Here is an 18,606-nt window from a genome sequence, read left to right as displayed (position 1 = left end):
AAATGATGTCGCACATGTTTGATTTTTGCACCCACGGGCGCAAAGTGATGGAAACTGAAATCGATGCCCTGCAAAACATTCAGCAATATATTAATAGCGAATTTGCTGCAGCCTGTGAGCTAATTTATCAATGCCAAGGCAAAGTCATTGTCATGGGGATGGGTAAATCGGGTCATATTGGTAACAAGATTGCCGCGACATTTGCGAGCACTGGCACACCTGCTTTCTTTGTTCACCCTGGCGAAGCAAGCCATGGTGACCTAGGTATGATCAAAAAAGATGATGTGGTATTAGCCATCTCTAACTCAGGTGAAGCCTCTGAGATCATGGCATTACTACCGGTTATCAAGCGTCTTGGCATTCCCTTGATCAGCATGACGGGTAAGCCAGAATCAAGCATGGCAAAATTTGCTCAAATCCACCTGCAGATTACCGTCGAAAAAGAAGCGTGCCCGCTAAACTTAGCGCCAACATCAAGTACAACGGCCACCCTAGTGATGGGTGATGCGTTGGCCATTGCTGTGATGGAAGCCCGCGGCTTTACTGCCGATGATTTCGCGCTGTCTCACCCTGGCGGTGCACTGGGCCGCAAATTGTTAATGCGCATTAGCGATGTGATGCACCAAGGTGACTTGCTGCCTATCGTTAATGAAGAAGCAAGCATCAAAGACGCCCTACTGGAAGTGTCACGCAAAGGCTTAGGCATGACCGCCATTGTAGATAATGCTCAACAGTTAACGGGAATTTTCACTGATGGCGATCTCCGCCGTCTGCTCGACAACCGTGTTGATATTCATAACACCTGTATTGGTGATGTGATGACACGTCATCCATCGACCATTTCGCCAAACCTGCTTGCCGCAGAAGGCTTGAAAATAATGGAAGATAAAAAAATTAACGGCTTGCTTGTCACTGAAGATAAGCGCTTAGTCGGTGCATTAAACATGCACGATCTACTGAAAGCTGGAGTCATGTAGTGGCACAAATCGAAACTATTTACGGTCCTGTCTGTCAAACTGTGTATCAGCAAGCTAAAGATATCCGCTTACTGATTTGCGATGTTGATGGCGTATTTTCCGATGGCCGCATCTATATGGGTAATGATGGCGAAGAATTAAAAACCTTCCACACCCGCGATGGTTATGGCATTAAGTCATTAATGAATGCGGGAATTGAGATTGCCATCATCACGGGCCGTAAATCTGCCATTGTAGAAAACCGTATGTCAGCGTTAGGCATTCAGCACATTTACCAAGGCCAAGATAACAAACTGGCCGCTTACGCTGACATTTACAAGAATTTGAATATTGCTCCTGAGCACACAGCGTACATTGGCGATGATCTGATCGATTGGCCAGTAATGGAAAAAATCGGCCTTTCTGTGTGTGTCGCAGATGGCCACCCACTGCTTGCACGACGTGCTGATTTCGTCACACGTATCCAAGGTGGCTACGGTGCAGTACGTGAAGTCTGCGATCTCATCCTTGAAGCGAAGGGCGAGCTAGATAAACATAAAGGCTTAAGTATATGACCTTACATAAGCTACTCTATACACTCGCCTTTGCAGTGTGTGTATCGGCTGGCTTTTACTTGCTCAACGGGTATTGGCGAGCAGATGTTCAAGTCAAACCTGACGATGAAAAGCCAATATTCACGGGCAGTATTGTGACGAGTACCGCACACAATGAAAGCGGGCTTCGTAGCTATCAAGTCGACTCTGAGTACCTCGAACATTTTAAAAAAAGCGGTGACACGGATTTTGTCAAACCTGTGTTATGGCTGTTTAAAGAAGGGACTGAAACCGAGTGGCGCATTAGCTCTAACGATGCAACACTCGATCAAGACCAGATTTTATACATGAAAGGTAACGTTCGGATTTTTAATTTACTGCCAGATTCCACCCTGAAAGTGATTCAAACCGATAACCTACGTATTGATCTGGTTAGTAAAGATTTTGATACCCCTGACCATGTCGTCATGACTGGCGATGCTTTCATTAACGAAGGTGATGGTATGACAGGGAACATGGATCGCAGTGTTGCGACCCTACTCAACAACGTGAAAGGTAGATATGAATCTATTCAAAATTAGTACCCTACTTTGCCTTTGTATCAGTACATCGAGCTGGGCACTGAGTGACGATACCGAGCAACCAATTTACATTGATTCGGATACGCAAAATCTCGATATTCAAAACAATATCGTGACCTTCACGGGCAATGTGGTTTTACGCCAAGGTAGTATCGATATTCGTGCCGATAAAGTTGTGGTAACACGACCTAAAGGACAAGAAGGCCAAGAGGTGATTGATGCCTATGGTAAGCCTGCAACCTTCCATCAAATCATGGATGACGGCAAGCCTATTGATGGTGAGTCGTTAGAAATGCGCTACCTCACTGCCACTGAATTTTTGAAAATGACGCATGAAGCGCTATTGATCCAAGATGGCAGCGAAATCCGCGGTAAAGTGATCACTTACAAAATCGATGAACAGAAACTGGCAGCGCAGAGCGGTGACAAGAAACGTGTTACCACCATCTTGCAGCCAAACCAGTTAAACTCGAATAAGAAATAAGCACGACTATGGCAACGTTAAAAGCAGCACATCTCGCAAAAAGCTACAATGGCCGCAAAGTCGTGTCGGATGTAAGCCTTGAAGTAAAGTCAGGTGAAATTGTTGGTCTACTGGGTCCTAACGGTGCCGGTAAAACCACCTCGTTTTACATGATTGTTGGGCTAGTCGCACGTGATGAAGGCACCATCAGTATTGATGATACTGATATCAGCCTACAACCGATGCACAACCGCTCTCGCATGGGGATTGGCTACCTGCCACAAGAAGCTTCTATCTTTCGTCGCTTAAGTGTGCACGACAACCTCATGGCGGTTTTGCAAACACGTAAAGAGCTTAGCCGCGAAGAACGCCAAGATAAGCTTGAAGAATTATTGGATGAATTCAACATACAGCACATACGCAACAGCTTAGGTATGGCATTATCAGGGGGCGAACGCCGCCGTGTGGAAATCGCCCGCGCTCTGGCAGCCAATCCAAAATTCATTTTACTTGATGAACCTTTTGCCGGTGTTGACCCAATATCTGTAATCGACATCAAAAAGATCATTGAGCACTTACGTGATCGCGGTCTTGGGGTATTGATCACCGACCATAATGTTCGAGAGACTCTCGACGTTTGTGAACATGCCTACATTGTTAGTCAGGGACAATTGATTGCGCACGGCTCGCCAAGCGACGTTCTAAACGATGAACATGTAAAACGTGTTTATCTGGGCGACCAGTTCCGTCTATAGTTAGTAATAGATCGGCACGCACAACAATAACGACAAGGTGCATTGATACCCATGAAAACCTCGCTCCAGCTTAAGCTAGGCCAACAACTTGCAATGACGCCGCAACTGCAGCAAGCCATCCGCTTACTGCAGCTTTCGACTTTGGATTTACAACAAGAAATCCAAGAAGCCTTAGATGCAAATCCTTTGCTAGAGCTGGAAGAAAGCGAACATCATGCCGATGACAAATCGTCTGACAACAACGACATTGAGGTATCAGCGCAAGACAGCAATAACCAAGACGCTGAAGCTGAACCCTTTGATACCTCAGAAGTGATCGAACAGCGTGAAATGCCAGAAGATCTTCCCGTCGATACCACTTGGGAAGATGTGTACAGTGCAGGCACAGGTAGTACAGGGATCAGCATTGATGACGACATGCCCGTCTACCAAGGTGAAACCACTGAATCCCTACAAGATTACCTGATGTGGCAAGTTCAACTGACGCCATTTAGTGAAACTGACTTGGCCATTGCTACAGCCATCATCGATGCTATCGACGATAAAGGGTATTTAACCTGCTCTGCCGACGACATTTTAGAAAGCTTAGGCGTCGATGACATTGAACTGGATGAAGTGGAAGCCGTACTCAAACGCGTACAGCAATTTGACCCACTTGGCGTCGCTTCGCGCAATCTGCAAGAATGCCTATTACTTCAATTGGCGACTTACCCAGAAGACACCCCGTGGCTGAGCGAAGCCAAACATATTCTTGAGCATCACATCGGCTTACTCGGTAATCGCGATTATCGCCAACTAATGCGTGATACCAAGCTCAAAGAGCCTGAATTAAAAGCCGTGATGCAATTAATCCACGGTTTAGACCCTCGTCCGGGCAACCTTGTCATTTCATCGGAAACGGAATACGTTGTACCTGACGTCTCCGTCTTTAAAGATCACGGCAAATGGGTTGTCACCATCAATCCTGATAGCGTACCTCGTATTAAAGTCAACGAGCAGTACGCAGCACTGAGCAAAAATACTCGCAACAGTGCTGACAGCCAATTTATTCGCACCCACCTTCAGGATGCGAAGTGGCTCATAAAAAGCTTAGAAAGCCGTAACGAAACGCTACTAAAAGTGGCACGATGCATTGTAGAGCATCAACAAGATTTCTTTGAATATGGCGAAGAAGCCATGAAACCTATGGTGCTCAACGATATCGCGTTAGACGTTGATATGCATGAGTCCACCATCTCTCGGGTTACGACCCAAAAATACATGCACACCCCACGTGGCATTTTTGAATTGAAATATTTCTTCTCAAGCCATGTGAGCACGGATAACGGAGGCGAATGTTCGTCAACGGCCATCCGCGCACTTGTCAAGAAACTGGTTGCCGCTGAAAACCAAGCGAAGCCATTAAGTGATAGTAAGATTGCAACATTATTGGCGGAACAAGGCATCATGGTTGCGCGACGTACCATCGCTAAATACCGTGAGTCTCTTGGGATCCCACCATCGAACCAACGTAAACGTTTGATATAGCTTTAATGGTTCAAACGCCCAACAGAAGGAAGATGTCTATGCAAATCAATCTCACAGGACACCATGTGGAAGTTACGGATTCTATGCGTGACTATGTAAACACTAAGTTTGAAAAGCTTGAACGTTTCTTTGACAAAATTAATAATGTCCATGTGATTTTAAATGTAGAAAAATTACAGCAAGTGGCAGAAGCGACTTTGCACATAAATAATGGCGAAATTCACGCCAAAGCGGATTCAGAAGATATGTATGCCGCGATCGATGCGTTGACCGATAAACTCGTACGTCAATTAAACAAACATAAAGATAAACTCAATAGCCATTAATCATGCAACTGAGATCGGTATTGAGCCTGGACTGCACCAAAAGTGCAGTCCACTGCTCTAGCAAAAAGCGCGCTCTAGAAATCATCAGCGAAATCGCTGCAGATCATTTAGACCAGAATCCCCAGCCTCTATTCGAGTGTATGCTCAATAGAGAAAAAATGGGCAGCACCGGCATAGGTAATGGCATCGCTATACCTCATGGCCGGATCACACAAAGCGATGAAGCTATCGCAATTTTGATCCAGTGTGATAATCCTATCGAATTTGATGCTATCGACAATCAGCCCGTCGATCTTCTCTTTGCCCTACTCGTCCCAGACGCACTGTGTAAAGAGCATCTCAAAACCCTATCAAGCATGGCGGAAAAGCTCAGTAATAAGCAGGTATGTAAGCAATTACGTACGGCGAAATCTGACCAAGAGCTTTATCAAATCATGACCAATGACTCATAATGAGTGTAACCCTTCCACGTTGTTTGAGGTAATTCAGCCATGATGTTAATGGTCGTAAGTGGGCGCTCGGGCTCAGGGAAATCTGTGGCATTACGTGTACTCGAAGATCTTGGGTACTACTGTGTCGACAACCTACCTGTTAATTTGCTGCCACAATTCATCAAAACGGTGGAAAACAACCAGCAAGATATTGCCGTCAGCATTGATGTCCGCAATATGCCGACTCAATCAGGTGAAATCCAAAAAATCCTGTCCTCTCTCAGCAGTCAGTTAGATGTCAATGTGATGTTCTTAGACGCTGATGACAAAGAGCTGGTGAAACGCTACAGCGAGACACGTCGCCTGCATCCACTCTCACGTAACAATATGAGCTTGGAACAAGCGATTCAATCAGAAAGCGCTATCCTTTCTGATCTCAAAGAGCACGCTGACTTAGTCATAGATACCACCAAACAATCAATCCACGACCTCAGTGAAACAGTACGTTCACGCGTACTTGGCCGCGAAAACCGTGAATTAATCATGGTGTTTGAGTCGTTTGGCTTTAAACACGGTCTACCCACCGATGCCGACTATGTGTTTGATGTTCGCTTTCTGCCTAACCCCCACTGGGTACCAGAGCTCAAACCGCAAACGGGGCTCGACTTAGGCGTGAAAGAGTTTTTATCCAGTCACCCTGAGGTTAACCAGCTCACCAATCAAATCCGTAATTTTGTTGAAACTTGGTTACCCCTGCTGGAAAAAAACAATCGTAGCTACCTCACCATCGCCATTGGCTGTACGGGTGGACAACACCGCTCTGTCTACGTGGCCCAGCAGCTCGCTGAACACTTTATGCATGCAGGCCAGCAAGTTCAAATTCGCCACCGCACTTTGGAAGGCTTAATATGACCGACCTTTCTCGCGATGTGTTTATTAAAAACCGCTTAGGGCTGCATGCTCGGGCGGCGATTAAATTGGTCGAATTAGCGCAAAGCTTTGAAGCGACAGTCACAATTAGTAACCACGAAAAGCAAGCCACAGCTGACAGCGTAATGGGATTACTCATGCTAGAGTCCGCCCAAGGCCAGCAGGTTACCGTTAGTGCCGAAGGCAATGATGCAAAATTGGCACTCGACGCCATTATCACCTTGATTGAAGCAGGCTTTGATGAAGAGAACTGAGTGCTGAAACCCAGCATGCTCTCTTAAACACTGCTTAAAAAGCCCGCAATCGCAAAATTAAACTGAAGATGGTGATATGACTACTTCTGTCATCATCCTCAGTAAACTTGCAGCGAAATAGCCACTTTCTGTAGGTTATATCATGACTCCCTCTAGGCTATTTCTCAGTGCTAAACTGAAATTTCAGCGAACTCTCAAATCTGGTGAGACAACACCCGCATTATTGCGTTAAAATTCAGCTTATTGCGTTTATGCTGAAGGACCTTGCTTTGGGCTATCGATTTCCTCCCATGGCACAAGTACTCATGCATAATCAAACAGAGCAGCGCCAGCCTTAAAAGGTGGTATCAGCTGTTCGGTATTATTTCCATCTGACCAATCTTCTGGCACCTTTTACTCTGCGCACTAGATGGCCGAGCGAATCACTTTTATCCAGAGAATTGCTCAGATGGCACAACCGAGTTTGTATCTATGGCGGATCTACTAGAGCAAGACAATACCCACCAAACCCTACAAGAAGTGAACAAGGCCTTAGAAAATGGCATGTTCGTTCACGTTCGCCGCCTGTTGCAAGACATGGAACCGGAAGATATTGCTCACCTGTTAGAGGCTTCACCGCCGAAAGAGCGTCAGGTGTTATGGCAATTAACCGATCCTGAAGAGCAAGGTGAGATCCTTGATGAGCTATCTGAAGATGTAAAAGATGGTATCGTCGCGCAAATGGCGCCAGAGAAACTGGCTGCCGTTACCGAAGGCATGGAAAGCGATGATGTCGCTTACGTCCTTCGTAGCCTACCTGACGATCGCTACCAAGAAGTATTGGCACAGATGGATGCCACCGATCGTCATCGGGTAGAGAAAGCGCTGGCGTATCCTGAAGACACTGCGGGCGGTATGATGAGTACCGACTTCATCACTATTCGTGGTGATGTAACCGCCGATGTGGTGTTGCGTTACTTACGGATGCGCGGTGAGCTACCAGAAGCGACCGATGCCCTGTACGTGGTCGATGCCAATGAATACCTCATAGGGCATTTATCGTTAGCCACTCTGATCACCACTCAGCCAGACATTGAAATCCGCGACGTGATGGACGACTCCGACGAGGCGATCCCTGTCGACATGGATGACAGTGAAATAGCCACACTTTTTGAACGTCGTAACTGGCTATCAGCTCCTGTTGTTGATAGCAACAACCACCTAGTGGGTCGTATCACGATCGATGACGTGGTCGATATCATTCGTGAAGATGCAGAGCACTCCATGATGAGCATGGCGGGTATGGATGATGAAGAGGATACCTTCGCGCCTGTGATGAAATCCGCCCGTAGCCGTAGTATTTGGCTTGGGGTTAATGTACTCGCTGCGCTCGCAGCGGCCTCTGTGTCTAACATGTTTGAAGCAACATTAGATAAAATGGCTGCAATTGCTGTACTCATGACAATTGTGCCGTCCATGGGTGGGGTGGCAGGTAACCAAACCGTAGCCCTAGTGATCCGTGGTTTAGCTGTTGGTCATATCGGGGACTCAAACACCCGCTGGCTATTGAGTAAAGAAGCACGTGTTGGCTTGATCAATGGCCTTTTATGGGCACTGATCATTGGCGGTGTCGTCGTTCTCTGGAAAGGCGATATCATACTCGGTGCCATCATTGCCGGAGCCATGCTCACCAACTTGATCATTGCCGGTGTGGCTGGGGTCTGTATTCCAGTCATGCTCAAAAAATTCAATATCGACCCCGCCTTAGCAGGGGGGATGGCATTAACGACCATTACCGATATTGTTGGCCTATCTGTGTTCTTGGGGCTCGCCACTATCTTCTTGGTGTAACTAAAGCACTGTATCTCAAAGGTACAAATCAGAGACACAAAAAAACCGAGCCGCTAGCGTCTCGGTTTTTTTATTGCATCCACGATGATGTTCACACCTGCGTTATTCGCCTGCGATCTTCATGGTATCAAGCAAAATAGAGCCCGTTTGGATCTGGCTACGCATTTCAGTGTCCGTACCAATCGCAACAATGTTTTTCATCATGTCTTTGAGGTTACCTGCAATGGTAATTTCACTCACAGGGTATTGAATTTCACCATTCTCAACCCAGAAGCCCGCCGCACCACGTGAGTAGTCACCCGTAATGATATTCACGCCTTGGCCCATCAGCTCAGTGACTAGCAAACCACGATCCATTTTCTTCAGCATTTGCTCGAAGTTTTCACCGGTCGAGTTAACGATCCAGTTATGAATCCCTCCCGCATGACCTGTCGGTTGCATGTTCAACTTACGCGCCGCATAGCTCGTCATCAGGTACGTTTGCAAGCACCCATCGGTAATGATTTCACGATCTTGGGTAGCCAAACCTTCACTATCAAATGGGGTACTCGCCATTCCACGTAAGATATGCGGACGCTCACTGATGTTCATCCACTCAGGGTAAATTTGTTCGCCAAGCTTATCGAGTAAGAAAGATGACTTACGGTATAAGTTAGAGCCACTGATCCCCATGACAAGGTGGCCAAACAAACCTGTCGCAATATCGGCTGCGAACATAATTGGCGCTTCACGCGTTGTCAGTTTTTGAGCATCTACACGACCAACAGTACGCTCTGCAGCATGTTGACCAACACACTCCGGTGTCCATAGGTCAGAAGCAACACGTGCAGAGGTGTAACTATAATCACGCTCCATCTCACCGTTTTTGCCCTGTGCAATCACACAACAACTGGTGCTATGGCGGCTTGATGCATAACTTGCTAGCATGCCATGGCTGTTACCATAAACACGAACCCCGTAATGGCTGTCGTAGCTTGCACCATCGCTTTGCTTAATACGAGGGTCAAACTCAAGTGCTGCTTGTTCCGCAGCAATCGCAATCGCCGCCGCACTATCAGGCTCTGGTTCATCAGGATGGAATAGATCTAAATCAGGAATATCACGCGCCATCAACTCTTCAGGACCAGGCCCAGCATAAGGGTCTTCTGATGTATAACGCGCAATGTCTAACGCCGCAGCAACCGTCTGAGCAATAGCATTTTCACTCAAGTCAGAGGTCGATGCACTGCCTTTGCGTTGACCACGATAAACTGTGATGCCAAGTGCACCATCACTATTAAATTCAACATTTTCCACCTCACACATGCGGGTAGAAACACTAATACCTGTTGTTTTATTAATAGCAACTTCTGCCGCGTCGGCTTGCTGGCCAGCAAGCTCTAATGCTTTAGCAACCGCAGCTTCCAGCTCAACACGCTGTTGTGCGACTTGTTCTCTCACGTCCATAATTTCACTTATTGTTATGCTGATATAATTAGAATAACACTCTAGTGCGCTAATTTGCGCCCAAATTTGTGTTTAAACTGATAAAATAAAAGCATTACCACCAAACCGACATCGATGCGGTTTGTCATTTGCAGGTTAGTGAGCCCTTTTATGAGCCGTAAAAATCAAAAAGCCCCTTGGGAACCAGAAGAAGAGATCATCTGGGTAAGTAAAAGCGAGATGAAACGTGACATGGAAGCGTTGCAAAAACTAGGGGAAGAGTTAGCAAACTTGACGTCTAATGCACTAGCAAAAATACCGCTAGATGAAGATATGCTGTCTGCAATTAAAGACGCACAGCGTTTTAAAAACGAAGCGCGTCGTCGTCAGCTACAGTACATTGGCAAGCAAATGCGCTCAATTGATATTGAGCCAATCCAAACGGCCCTAGATAAGCTAAACAACAAGCACTCACAGACAACCGTTGAGCTGAAAAAGCTTGAGCAAAAGCGTGATAAGCTAATCGCCAATGGCGACAGCATGATTAATGCAATTCTAGTTGATCACCCAGATGCTGATCGCCAACGTCTGCGTCAACTTGTTCGCCAAGCGAATAAAGAAAAAGCACAAGAAAAACCCGCGAAAGCATACCGCGAAATTTTCCAGTACTTAAAAGAACTGTACATGAGCAACTAATACCCAGTATTTAGACGCTTACAAAAACGCCAGCATCACAGCTGGCGTTTTTGTTTCTATGATGACACCAATGTAAGCTGACTTAGTCTGTCCCACCCACTGTCATTGAATCGATTTTCAGTGTAGGTTGACCCACACCAACAGGTACACTCTGACCCGCTTTACCACACACACCCACACCACGGTCGATATCGAGATCATTACCGACCATAGACACCTGCTGCATCGCTTCAATACCGCTACCGATTAAGGTTGCGCCTTTGATTGGACGAGTAATTTTACCGTTTTCAATCAAGTAAGCTTCTGACGCTGAAAACACGAACTTACCCGAGGTAATATCAACCTGGCCACCACCAAAGTTCGGTGCGTAAATCCCTTTCTTCACACTCGAAATAATTTCTTCGCGTGAATGTTCACCTGGTAGCATGTAGGTATTGGTCATACGTGGCATCGGCAGGTGCGCATAAGATTCACGACGACCATTACCCGTTGGAGCAACGCCCATCAAGCGCGCATTCAACTTGTCTTGCATATAGCCTTTCAGCTTACCGCCTTCAATCAATACATTGTATTGGCCGGGTACACCCTCATCATCAATGTTCAAAGAACCACGGCGATCAGCCAAGGTACCATCATCAACAATCGTACACAGTGAAGACGTCACTTGCTCGCCGATTTGGCCAGAAAAAACAGACGACTCTTTACGGTTAAAATCACCTTCCAAGCCATGACCAACCGCTTCATGCAATAACACACCAGGCCAGCCCGCACCTAAGACAACAGGCATAGTGCCCGCAGGTGCCGCCTCTGCATCAAGGTTAACCAAGGCCTGACGAATGGCTTCGTCGGCAAAGTTGAGGGCAACTGTTTTACCGTTGGCTTCTTCTTGAACAAAGAATTCGTAACCATAACGACCACCGCCACCAGCGCTGCCACGTTCACGCTTATCACCCCGCTCGACCAACACACTGATCGATAAGCGCACTAACGGACGAATATCTGCGGCATATGTACCATCCAATGCAGCAACGAGTACTTGTTCGTACACACCATTAATGCTGACAGAAACCTCCGTCACTAAAGGCTCTTTACTGCGTACATAAGCATCAATTTCTTCAAGCAAAGCAATTTTCTGGTGCTTATCAAAACTCGAAAGTGGATCAATCGCTGCGTAAACCTTCGGCGCATCAACCGTTGAGAATGCTTGAACTTTACCGCTAGTACCTTTGCGCGCGATACCACGCGCCGCTTTCGCACTTTGCGTTAATGCCAGTTCATTAATTTGATCGGAGTAAGCAAAACCTGTTTTCTCACCAGCCACAGCACGCACGCCAACACCGCGATCGATATTGAAAGAGCCATCTTTGATAATGCTGTCTTCTAATACTAAAGACTCATGCCAACAGGACTGAAAATAAATATCAGCATAATCAACATCTCTCGTCGCAATTTGCCCAAGAATACGTTGAAGGTCGTCACGCCCAATCCCTGATTGATCCAGCATGGTGTTTTCTACAGTTTTTAGCGTCATCTACTCAGCTCTTATCGTTGCGCTGATGCACTGCAAATCTAGCATGCTGCATCACCGGCATATTTGTTCTTATAGTGTGGCTTAATTTCAAATCAATGTCTGCGGTTAATACCCCAGTCCCTTGCGCTTGGCATGCCACTGTCTGCCCCCAAGGATCAATAATCATCGAATGGCCCCATGTTTCTCGACCGTCAAAATGTTCACCAGATTGCGCTGCCGCGATCAACCAACATTGATTTTCTATCGCGCGGGCGCGTAGTAAGACATCCCAATGTGCCGAACCAGTAACACGGGTAAATGCGGCAGGCACCACAATAATATCGGCACCTTTAGCACGAAGTTCGTTATAAAGTTGCGGAAAGCGTACATCATAACAAATAGAGAGGCCAATCTGACCAAAAGGCGTGCCAACCACTACCACCTCAGTACCTGCTTGGAAGGTATCCGATTCACGATAGCTGTGATGCTTATCTTCAATCTCAACATCGAACATATGCATTTTATTATAGTGGCTCACAAGCTCGCCTTTATCGTTATAAAGTAAAGCCGTACTGGTCATCGCACCATCAGACTGGCGAATAGGAAAAGAACCGATCAGTAACCAGATCCCTAATTTTTCCGCCATTTGAGCCACTTCAAACTGCAAAGGGCCATCACCAAGCGCTTCGGCATGATGATGGTAATCCTCACGGCTACCAAAAATAAGGGCATTTTCCGGTGTGACCACCAAGCGAGCGCCTTGCAGCTGCAGTCCTTTCAATTTCTTTTTTAGCTTAGCCAGATTCACGTCAGGATCACGTCCTGAGTTCATTTGCACTACGCCCACTTTATTCGTCATGATCTTCATCATTCTAACTCCTTGAATGACTAGTAATACCAATAGATTACAGTGCGCCAAACTCGGATTGATAGCAAGACACACTGCATCGTTTTATGTGCTTATTTACTCTCACCTTTACCCATGGATTCAGGTACCACAAACTCGCCAGTAAAGCGTGATTTCTCCGACACGATAGGCGCATCAATTGGTCCCTTGATCTGGTAGTTGATCTGAGTAAACACATCAACCACAGGTGCTAATGCCGTCGAAATAGCCAACACATATAAAGCGGTTGGTGGGGCAATCGCAAAGGCCGTCAGCACAGGGATCCCCGAGGTAAGATCAGGATTAAATCGAACACGCGCATCAACCGTCTCATCAACTAAGTTAGCCTTACCTTGAATAAACATATCACCCGCTAACGCTTTCATCTTAATATCGTCAGTAGTGAAAATGCCGTTATCTAACTTACCCGAGCCTCGGATGTAATCGAAGGCCAGTCCATTATCAAACACACCAGAAAAGTCGAGCTGCATTTTGCGAATGATCGAGTCGATACTGAATAACCCCAATAGTCGACCAGCACCGCCCACATTACTGATAAAACCCTTACCCGTTTCGGTCTTAATTTCGCCCGATAAGGTCTCACGGTGCATTGACCATGGTGCACCTTGCCATTGGATCGAGGCATAACTGCTAAAAGACGCATCTTCAACCCCACCTGAAATACCAAAACGCCCCATTAAGTCCGAACTGTTTTCACCATCTATATCAAAAGCAACATGGGTTTCATTCTGACCATTGGCTAACGTCCAGTGGCCATCAAGACTGAGCGAGGTGACACCGGAATCCACTTGAAGATTTTGCAGCACCAATGTGGCTTCGTCATGACTGAGTTGACCCGAGACCTTACCTAAACGATAGCCTTGTAACCAAGCATCTTTAATCGTTAAGTCCATGTCTGGCATGTTCTTCATCATGCTCTGATCAAAAGCAGTAGCTAATGGAACGTCACTTTGTGGCACATATTTATCCGCAGGGAGATCTTCTTCAATACGCTCCAGAATCGGCAAGTTAACATGTATTTTATCCATCACCACATTGAGTGGCTTGCCTTGCGGCCAAAACGCTTCACCCGTTGCCTCACGGCTCCCTAAAATAAAGTGCCACTGTTTACGGCTATCACGGGCTGCCAATGCCACATCATGCCAATCCAAGGTGGCTAAACTTAAACGCTTAAGCTGCACATTCACGCGTGTCGGTAAAGGAAGTTCAGGAAATGCCGAGGGAGACGATGCTTGGCGATTATTCGCCGTTGGCGCGTCATAACGATCAATGACCTCATTGGCTAAATCAACCCAGCGGTCACCATCAAGGTAATCACTGTTCACATTCACGATGTGAGTATGTTTGCCTAAAGGACGCAATTGACTGCTACCAATTGCTAGATAACTTGCGGCTAACGTTAAGCGAGGCTTGGTCAGCGCTAAGCGTGTACGGTACTTCACATCTTGCAACAATAAATCCGCAGTTAACTCATCCCCATTGCCCTTCACATGTAGCTTCGCAGGCTGAGCTGAGCGCTTATTCGGTAACACTAGCGGATAAGGCAGATCAGTTGACAGGCCTGTTAATGGCGCAGTGGCATCGACTTGGTAATTAAAGCCAATGTCGTGCAGGCTCACTCCGATATCAGCTTGCCACTGACTCTGACCTTTCACATGTGCCAATAATGGATCCTTGATTTGCGCCTGAAGAGGAGCAATTTGCCAATCCCCTTTCACGCCGATATCCACTTGATACACTGTATCTAAGCTCTTGCCATCAAACCCAATATCAACGGCTTGATTCAGTAGTTGCCCTTGTATCCCTTTGGCAGCAATAACATCGTTATCAAAGGTGATCTGGCCGCTAACGTGTGACAAGGCTAACGGTGGTGCATCAATCAAAATATCATTATTGGCTAAGGTAGCAGATCCCCATGCACGGACATCTGTCCCATCAAATGGGATATCCAATTTAAACTCAGACGTCACAGGACCGGATACCTGTACCGTTGATAATGCCGCCCCCACAGAGTCGACTAAGGGCGTTGCCATCATGTAATCACGGACGTCTTCGCCTTCGGCAGCAACAGCAACATCTAGCGCCAAGCTACCGTTTTCACTCAATTCAGAGCGGCCAGTCACACGTTTTGCTGTCGCCCCCATGGTTTTGGCATGACGCGAATCAAGGTACATGAAATCATTTTCAAACAACAAATCAAGCTGTAGGTCAGTCAACTCTGGCCATTCGGTATCAAAGCTAAATTTCGCCTTTTCAAGCGGTACTTTCGCTTGGAAGATCCCGTCATGTTTGGTGTAAGGGAAATCTTGCAGATCGCCATACCACAGCAATTGTGCTCCTTTAGCCTCACCACCGCGAATTGCTGCTGATAGATAATCGGTTAGCTCACGACCTAAAGATAATGTTGGCAAATAGCGCCACGTTTCACCCACTTCATAGGCAGAAGCTTCGCCATAGAAGGATAACCAGCTCGGCTTATCCACGGGAAAATCAATCCGAAATTCACCATTTACAGCTAAATGTGGCGTCGTGACTTGTAAGCTATCGCTCCAGAGTCGCCATCCCCCCTCATTCACCTGCCAATAAGCCGTGACATCCCCGCTTTCTATCGGCAATGGTGCTTGGAATACATCACCATACGGCAAGGTATCATTTTGAATGCTTAAAATCGCACGTCCCGAATGTAGATCACCACTGATACTGGCGTTCAGTTTGTGTATTTCAGGGATTAACTCCCACTGCTTAATACCAAACTGTTCAAGCTTTAATGAAAATCGCGGCGAGCCATCACCCACTTGTGCCAATCGGACATCACTGACAAAACCAGAAGGAGACAGTTTACGCAGTACATTCATGCCTTCATCGTCAGGCAAGAAAGCCATTAACGGCTGTAAATGATCCAGTTTGATGGTATTAACCGCCAACTGCCACTTATCAGCTTGCCACTCGGCAGCAAGATTCAGTGCCGGCCAGCGCGCGTTATCGGTTTGCCATGACATCGCGTTAGTTTCAACCCGCCATGACAATGAACCATCAGGTTCACGGTACGGTTTCACTCTGACAATGCCACTTTCAATCCCGATTTGATGCGATTGTTTTTCCTGTTGCCAGGATAAACTACTGTTCGTCAGCTGGAGCTGACCATTGGTAACATCACCATTTTGTAACGACAACCATAGCTCGGCGTTGACTTCACTGCTGGTAATATCAACACCACTCGTCAGCTGTTTTCGTAACCATGGCGTAAACGATAGGTTCTTACCATGTGCGTAAATCTGGCCTGAGAGTGACTCAAGATCACCTCGTTCCGATAAATTGGCACTGACATCAAGCTCACTCAAGTGTGTACCAACAATGCTAATCACCCCTTGCGCGAGGTGCTTACCTTGATTATTGGCCCACTTCAGTTGATTGATATCGATTTGAACGATTTCACCCGATGGAGTCCATGTCGTCACTTTGGCATCTTTCAACACAAAGTTTCCTAACCGAACAAAGAACACTTGCTCTAACTGTTGTGCGATCGATAATTTATCCCGATCATCAGGCGTAATTGGCTCTTGTGCGAGATCGGGAGTATTCGGATTTAGACTTGGAATCTGAGTAAGATCAACAGCAAGATCATGAATGCTGACATCTTTAAAGACAGGCCGTAATTGAAATGCAGAGCGCCATAAATCGAAGCGGACTTCAACATCACCCACTTTCACTAAAGAAGGGCTGATATCAGACGATCCAACACTGATCCCTTGCAGCATTAACGAGGGACCAAAGGTGCGCCAATGCCCTTCCACTTGTTCAATTTGCAGATCCATATCGACCTGCGCAGAAACCCATTGACGAATGGGTTCGCGATATTCGTTAAGCTGAGGAAGAAGAAGACGTAAACCACTAACAGCAATCGAAGCCAGTACTAACACAGTCAGTACCAGCCACATCATTCCTCTCGCCAGACGAACGGTAACGTTTGTCACGCGGAGCCTCACTTACATCATGACTACATCAAACTGCTCTTGCACGTATAACGGCTCGCCTTTGATTTTCACTTGTTTACCAATAAAGACTTCTAACTCTGCTAGCGCATGGTATTCGTCACCGCCCAGTGCATCCGCAACGGCAGGAGCAACGTAAACAACAAAGCGATCAGCATCGTATGCACGGTTAACACGCGTGATCTCACGAAGGATTTCGTAGCATACACTTTCAACGGTTTTAACTGAGCCTCGCCCTTCACACGTTGGACACGTGCCACACAGTACATGCTCAATACTTTCACGCGTACGTTTACGCGTCATTTCAATCAAGCCTAGCTGAGTAAAGCCATTGATGTTGGTTTTCACTCGGTCATAAGACAGTGCTTGTTCCAGTGCCAATAACACGCGACGCTGGTGATCTTCAGAGGCCATATCGATAAAATCAATAATAATAATGCCACCCAAATTACGTAAGCGTAGCTGACGTGCAATCGCTTTGGTTGCTTCAATGTTGGTATTAAAGATCGTTTCTTCAAGGTTACGACGACCAACAAACGCACCGGTATTAATATCGACTGTCGTCATAGCTTCAGTCTGATCGATAATCAGGTAGCCACCTGATTTCAGCTCCACTTTACGATCTAATGAACGCTGAATTTCACTCTCGGTATCAAACAAGTCAAAGATTGGCTGCTCACCTGAGTAATACTCCAGTTTTTCGCTAAGCTCAGGAACAAACTCATCGGTAAACTCTTTTAGCTTTTCAAAGCCTAAACGCGAATCCACTTGGATACAGTCAAGCTCTGTGCTGACAAAGTCACGTAAAATACGCTGCGCTAAACCCAGCTCGCCATAAAGCATAGATTTAGGCTTATTTTTCACTCGACGCTCTAACACTTTGCGCCATAAGTGTTTCAAGAATGCCGCGTCTTGTGCCACCTCATCTTCTGTCGCACCTTCTGCTGCAGTACGAATGATAAAGCCACCCAAATCATCACAATGGTGAGAAACCACCTTCTTCAGGCGATCACGCTCTTTTTCACTCTCGATACGCTGAGAAACCCCCACATGGGCTGCGCCAGGCATAAAGACTAAGTAACGTGATGGTAAAGTAACATCTGTTGTTAAGCGTGCACCCTTCGTGCCCAGTGGGTCTTTAACCACTTGCACAACTAAATCTTGGCCTTGGCGGACAAGCTCTGAAATATCCAACACCTGAAATTGTTGCTTTTCATTTTCAGCCACACACTCAGTATGGGGAACAATGTCGGACGCGTGTAGGAACGCCGCTTTCTCTAAGCCAATATCAACAAAGGCAGCTTGCATGCCCGGTAGCACCCGGCTAACACGGCCTTTATAAATATTACCAACGATACCGCGCTTAGACTCACGCTCAACATGCACTTCTTGTAATGTGCCGGCTTCAATCATTGCAACGCGAGTTTCACTTGGCGTTACATTAATTAGCAATTCTGTACTCATTATTG

The 18,606-nt window shown here is 46.5% G+C and carries 17 protein-coding genes; 12 read left to right on the top strand and 5 right to left on the bottom strand.

Annotated features, from left to right (window positions below):
- Positions 1 to 5 precede the first annotated feature (5 nt).
- The 11 genes from kdsD (at position 6) to mgtE (ending at position 8,607) form a co-directional block, all read left to right on the top strand.
- A complete protein-coding gene (gene kdsD, locus OCU77_RS01860) occupies positions 6 to 977 on the top strand; it encodes an arabinose-5-phosphate isomerase KdsD (protein ID WP_048899278.1) in 972 nt (323 codons plus the stop codon).
- Complete coding sequence (kdsC, locus tag OCU77_RS01855) at positions 977 to 1,531, top strand: 3-deoxy-manno-octulosonate-8-phosphatase KdsC (RefSeq protein WP_048899213.1); 555 nt, start codon at positions 977 to 979, stop codon at positions 1,529 to 1,531. The genes kdsD and kdsC overlap by 1 nt, the downstream gene beginning before the upstream one ends.
- Positions 1,528 to 2,091: an LPS export ABC transporter periplasmic protein LptC gene (gene lptC / locus OCU77_RS01850; RefSeq protein WP_048899212.1), complete on the top strand. Its 564-nt coding sequence runs from the start codon at positions 1,528 to 1,530 to the stop codon at positions 2,089 to 2,091. The genes kdsC and lptC overlap by 4 nt, the downstream gene beginning before the upstream one ends.
- The gene (gene lptA / locus OCU77_RS01845) at positions 2,072 to 2,575 is read left to right on the top strand and encodes a lipopolysaccharide transport periplasmic protein LptA (protein WP_048899211.1); all 504 of its coding nucleotides are present in this window, start codon (positions 2,072 to 2,074) and stop codon (positions 2,573 to 2,575) included. The genes lptC and lptA overlap by 20 nt, the downstream gene beginning before the upstream one ends.
- Positions 2,576 to 2,583: 8 nt before the next feature.
- Entirely contained in the window at positions 2,584 to 3,309 is a 726-nt protein-coding gene (lptB, locus tag OCU77_RS01840; protein ID WP_107303003.1) for an LPS export ABC transporter ATP-binding protein, read from the top strand.
- 51 nt (positions 3,310 to 3,360) lie between these two features.
- Entirely contained in the window at positions 3,361 to 4,836 is a 1,476-nt protein-coding gene (locus OCU77_RS01835) for an RNA polymerase factor sigma-54 (protein WP_048899210.1), read from the top strand.
- A gap of 38 nt (positions 4,837 to 4,874) precedes the next feature.
- On the top strand, positions 4,875 to 5,162 hold the full coding sequence (gene hpf, locus OCU77_RS01830; RefSeq protein ID WP_048899209.1) for a ribosome hibernation promoting factor: 288 nt from the start codon (positions 4,875 to 4,877) through the stop codon (positions 5,160 to 5,162).
- Positions 5,163 to 5,164: 2 nt separating this feature from the next.
- Positions 5,165 to 5,614, top strand: coding sequence for a PTS IIA-like nitrogen regulatory protein PtsN (ptsN, locus tag OCU77_RS01825; RefSeq protein ID WP_048899208.1), 450 nt, complete (start codon positions 5,165 to 5,167; stop codon positions 5,612 to 5,614).
- Positions 5,615 to 5,653: 39 nt separating this feature from the next.
- The gene (gene rapZ / locus OCU77_RS01820; RefSeq protein WP_048899207.1) at positions 5,654 to 6,505 is read left to right on the top strand and encodes an RNase adapter RapZ; all 852 of its coding nucleotides are present in this window, start codon (positions 5,654 to 5,656) and stop codon (positions 6,503 to 6,505) included.
- Positions 6,502 to 6,777, top strand: coding sequence for an HPr family phosphocarrier protein (locus tag OCU77_RS01815; protein WP_048899206.1), 276 nt, complete (start codon positions 6,502 to 6,504; stop codon positions 6,775 to 6,777). Before rapZ ends, OCU77_RS01815 begins: the two co-directional genes overlap by 4 nt.
- A 471-nt stretch (positions 6,778 to 7,248) precedes the next feature.
- The gene (mgtE, locus tag OCU77_RS01810; protein WP_107303004.1) at positions 7,249 to 8,607 is read left to right on the top strand and encodes a magnesium transporter; all 1,359 of its coding nucleotides are present in this window, start codon (positions 7,249 to 7,251) and stop codon (positions 8,605 to 8,607) included.
- 102 nt (positions 8,608 to 8,709) lie between these two features.
- Here the strand turns inward: mgtE and pmbA are convergent, their stop codons facing one another.
- Positions 8,710 to 10,053 (bottom strand): metalloprotease PmbA, encoded by a 1,344-nt coding sequence (gene pmbA, locus OCU77_RS01805; RefSeq protein WP_048899205.1) that lies wholly within the window; start codon positions 10,051 to 10,053, stop codon positions 8,710 to 8,712.
- A gap of 150 nt (positions 10,054 to 10,203) precedes the next feature.
- On the opposite strand from pmbA, the gene yjgA reads away from it, so the two are divergent.
- Complete coding sequence (gene yjgA / locus OCU77_RS01800) at positions 10,204 to 10,728, top strand: ribosome biogenesis factor YjgA (RefSeq protein ID WP_048899204.1); 525 nt, start codon at positions 10,204 to 10,206, stop codon at positions 10,726 to 10,728.
- 82 nt (positions 10,729 to 10,810) lie between these two features.
- Here yjgA and tldD read toward each other — a convergent pair whose 3' ends face one another.
- From tldD to rng, 4 genes are all read right to left on the bottom strand, one after another.
- A complete protein-coding gene (gene tldD / locus OCU77_RS01795; RefSeq protein WP_107303005.1) occupies positions 10,811 to 12,259 on the bottom strand; it encodes a metalloprotease TldD in 1,449 nt (482 codons plus the stop codon).
- Positions 12,260 to 12,263: 4 nt separating this feature from the next.
- Complete coding sequence (locus tag OCU77_RS01790; protein ID WP_239685993.1) at positions 12,264 to 13,109, bottom strand: carbon-nitrogen hydrolase family protein; 846 nt, start codon at positions 13,107 to 13,109, stop codon at positions 12,264 to 12,266.
- A gap of 89 nt (positions 13,110 to 13,198) precedes the next feature.
- A complete protein-coding gene (locus OCU77_RS01785) occupies positions 13,199 to 17,119 on the bottom strand; it encodes a YhdP family protein (RefSeq protein ID WP_107303006.1) in 3,921 nt (1,306 codons plus the stop codon).
- A gap of 12 nt (positions 17,120 to 17,131) precedes the next feature.
- Positions 17,132 to 18,601 carry a ribonuclease G gene (gene rng / locus OCU77_RS01780; RefSeq protein WP_107303007.1) on the bottom strand — a complete coding sequence of 490 codons (1,470 nt, stop codon included), beginning with the start codon at positions 18,599 to 18,601 and terminating at the stop codon, positions 17,132 to 17,134.
- Between the last annotated feature and the right edge of the window lie 5 nt (positions 18,602 to 18,606).

It is taken from the genome of Photobacterium swingsii (genome assembly GCF_024346715.1).
Classification (GTDB): Bacteria; Pseudomonadota; Gammaproteobacteria; order Enterobacterales; family Vibrionaceae; genus Photobacterium; species Photobacterium swingsii.
The sequence above is the reverse complement of the archived record's forward strand: the minus strand, read 5'-3'. Positions and strand labels throughout refer to the sequence as shown.